3 protein-coding genes are annotated in these 3,421 nt (G+C 55.6%); 1 reads left to right on the forward strand and 2 read right to left on the reverse strand.

The genetic code is table 11. The features are described 5' to 3' along the window. Nucleotides 1-47: 47 nt before the first annotated feature. Both NW819_RS11475 and hpf read right to left on the reverse strand, forming a co-directional pair. Nucleotides 48-788 (reverse strand): urease accessory protein UreF, encoded by a 741-nt coding sequence (locus NW819_RS11475; RefSeq protein ID WP_414413821.1) that lies wholly within the window; start codon nt 786-788, stop codon nt 48-50. Nucleotides 789-800: 12 nt separating this feature from the next. After that, entirely contained in the window at nt 801-1,373 is a 573-nt protein-coding gene (gene hpf, locus NW819_RS11480; RefSeq protein WP_011434101.1) for a ribosome hibernation-promoting factor, HPF/YfiA family, read from the reverse strand. A gap of 879 nt (nt 1,374-2,252) precedes the next feature. Here hpf and NW819_RS11485 point away from each other — a divergent pair. Then, on the forward strand, nt 2,253-3,421 hold a 1,169-nt coding region (locus tag NW819_RS11485), incomplete at its 3' end, for an aminotransferase class I/II-fold pyridoxal phosphate-dependent enzyme (protein ID WP_414413822.1).

Raw genomic sequence — 3,421 nt, forward strand, 5'->3', positions numbered from 1 at the left:
CCCCTCTCCCTCTGGGAGAAGGGTTTAGGGGTGAGGGTTGACGGCTTTCAAGATTGAAAAAGGCGGGAATAGAGCTGTTGGTGGACTTGACAATCGCGTTCTTGTAGGAAGGTGAAGCTGCCCAAAGCCGGCCAGCTGGGGGAGAGGTTTGGCCTTTCGGCCCGCTTCACAACCGGCAGGATCTCTTGGTGTACCACTGCCTCGATGGGCTCGTACAACTGAGCCAATAGGCTTTGCCCCTCGGTATGCCCCAAAGGTACCAGACGCACCGCTGCCGAGACCAGCCCAGTGAGGGAGGAGAACAAGAAGGCACGCAGGGTATCTTCCAACCCAATGCCCGCCTGAGCGCAGATCCAGCCAAACACCACGGAATGATGCAGTGGATCCCCCTCTGCCTTGGGGACAGAGATTCCCCAGGTGCGTTCTGCCAGTTGAGCTAGGCGTTTCCCCAAATCTAGGCTGGCTTGGCGCGGCTCTGCCGCCCAACGGGTTGCTTGCAGCTGTTGCTGCAGCTTCTCCACTCCCGACTCGGATCCCAATCGGGATAGACGATGGGCCAAGGCACAGGCTCTGCCCTCGGTGGGGGCTAAGCCCATGTGCAAAACCCCCAACAGGTACTGCTGCACCCCAGCCCGATCGCGAAGTTGACCCGCTTGAACGGCAGCTTCCAAGCCCCAGGAGTGGGAATAAGCCCCAATCGGCAGGGCAGAATCGGTGAGCTGTAGCAACAGATAGAAAGCGCCGCTGGATCCTGGAGAAGTAAGTTGGGAGGAGAGCTCACCACGCATCTTCACCAAGCCTTAGCGGGGGCGGATCAGGCCATAGCCGCCATGGTTGCGGACGTAGATAACGTTGATCTCGCCATTTTCGATATTGCGGAAAACGTAGAAGTCGTGATCCACCAGCTCCAACTGGTGCAACGCTTCCTGAACCGTCATGGGTGGCATGGCGAAGTATTTGGTGCGCACCACCTCTGCGGGTAACTCCGCTTGCCGTTCCGTATTTAGCGGATCGGTGACGGGCTGCTGGGCCACTGCCACGGAGGTTTTGGGGGTGTGGCGGACGCGGTGAATGCCGTTCCGTTCTTTGTATTTGCGCAACTTGCGGGCCAGCTTGTCGGCCACACGGTCGATGCTGGCATAGAGGTTTTCGCTGCTTTCTTCCGCCCGGATCACGGTGCCATTGGCGTAGACGGTCACTTCGGCAGATTGGCTGGCACTGATACGGGGGTTGCGGGCTACCGATAGATTGACATCAACCTCACTGGTGATCTGGGCAAAATGACTGACAGCACGCTCAATTTTTTCTTGAACGTAGCTGCGGATGGCGTCGGTAATCTCGACGTTTTTCCCTTGGATCACAAGCTTAGTCATGAGGACTCTCCCAGTCATGTCGGTTTATACCTGAGATAGCGCCTCATCCCCACCCGGGATCCCTCTAACTCTGGAAAGCGATCCCAGCTCACAGGCGACGTCAGCCCTTTAATTGGCAAAAATGGAGCCCTGTCATCAAGGGTGAGCAGATCGGCTTTGGGAGTGGCACTAACCTCTTGGGTTAAGTCTAGGTTAACATCTCGCTCAAGGATCTCTGCCAGAGGTTAAGAATAAATTTAGGCTCTCTTAATGTTTCAGAGATGTTGAATTCCAGATTTTCCCGAATCGCAGGAGCTCTGTAGAGAAGCGGGATCCCCGCCCTGCAAGACATGCACTTCTATTGACTGTGTTGAGTGTCTTTGGGAAAGGTTTTTTAGAGTTTAAGTTGCAAGTTCCTCAGTCAAAAGCCAAATCTATCATCAAACCCATAGACAGATCTAGCCTGCTAAAAATCTTCCTGAGCTGGATTTTGAGTTGGTTAAACAATGTCTCTAACTCTGACCTGTTTTTGAGAGACTGAAGGTGGGCCGTATTGCCCATAAGCTCGGCAATCCAGATGCTTCAGCTTTCCTCCAGGGTATGTTGGTATTATCCTACAGCCTAGCAGCATCTTGATTGGATAGCCATTGACAGCAAAAATGAAGGGATATTGATATAAATTAAGCTTTTTATCGATTTTTTATCAATATGAGGCTTTCGACTTGAGAGATGGTGTTGTTGTCGGTATTAGCTTTGACAAGCCTGTTGTTCACTGTTCCATGCTGTAAGGTTTCTATCGGAGAGCTACATAAGTACATAAGAACTTGGAACTCGGTTCTGCCGCTGCAGTCACCTTGAGGAGCGGTGGGGAGAAGGCCAACTCTTTCCGGGGTGGCTGAAATGCTACCCTCGAAACCAGCTTGGTGTGCAAAAGGTGGGGCAGACTGGGTGGGCGGAGGGATCCCGTTGAAGGCGGCAGAGCTTTTAGACAGAGCAGAAGAGGCTCTACAGGAGCAGTTTCAGGCGGTGGAGAAGACCCTCAGAGAGAACCTGGCGCGGGTGCTGCGGGCCTTTCGCGACCAGCGGGTGGGATCCCATCACTTTGCCGGGGTGTCGGGGTATGGCCACGACGACCAGGGGCGGCAGGTTTTGGATCGGGTGTTTGCCCAGATTATGGGCTGTGAGGCAGCAGTGGTGCGGCTGCAGATGGTGTCTGGTACCCATGCCATCGCCTGTGCTTTGTTTGGGGTGCTGCGTCCGGGGGATGAGCTGCTGGCGATTACCGGCCCCCCCTACGACACCCTTGAGGAGGTTATCGGCCTGCGGGGCTCCGGGCGGGGATCCCTGCGGGAGTTTGGCATCGGTTACCGCCAGTTGGATTTGCGGGAGGGAACTGTTGATTGGCAGGCCCTGAAAACCGCCCTCAGACCGCAAACCCGCTTGGTTCACATTCAGCGCTCCTGCGGCTACGATTGGCGGCCCAGCTTTTCCATTGCCCAGATTGCCGAGATGATCCAAATGGTCAAAGCGCAAAACCCCGAAGTTGTGGTTTTTGTGGACAATTGCTACGGCGAATTTGTGGAAACCCAGGAGCCAACCCATGTGGGCGCAGATCTGATTGCCGGATCCCTGATCAAAAATCCGGGGGGCACCCTCGTTCCCGCAGGGGGCTATGTGGCCGGGCGGGCAGAGCTGGTGGAGCAAGCCGCTTGTCGGTTAACGGCTCCGGGCATTGGTTCGGAGGGGGGGGCAACTCTAGATCTCAACCGCCTTCTGTTTCAAGGTCTGTTCTTGGCCCCGCAGATGGTGGCCGAAGCGGTGAAGATCGCCCATCTGGCGGCGCAGGTGTTTTCTGATTTGGGCTACCCGGTCTCGCCTCTGCCTCAAACTCCCCGCACCGATATCATCCAGGCCATTCAATTGGGATCCCCGCAAAAGCTGCAGGCCTTTTGCCACGCCATTCAAAACAGTTCTCCTGTGGATTCCTACCTCACCCCAGTTCCGGAGGTGATGCCCGGTTATGCAGACCCGGTGGTGATGGCAGCAGGCACCTTTGTTGCCGGGAGCAG

Origin of the sequence: Synechococcus sp. R8-2 (genome assembly GCF_047461715.1) — a bacterium.
In the GTDB taxonomy this organism is placed as follows: Bacteria; Cyanobacteriota; Cyanobacteriia; order Thermostichales; family Thermostichaceae; genus Thermostichus.

Coding starts and splice junctions, on each gene's coding strand:
- NW819_RS11475 (WP_414413821.1), bottom strand. CDS start 788: ATGCGTGGTGAGCTCTCCTCCCAACTTACTTCTCCAGGATCCAGCGGC.
- hpf (WP_011434101.1), bottom strand. CDS start 1,373: ATGACTAAGCTTGTGATCCAAGGGAAAAACGTCGAGATTACCGACGCC.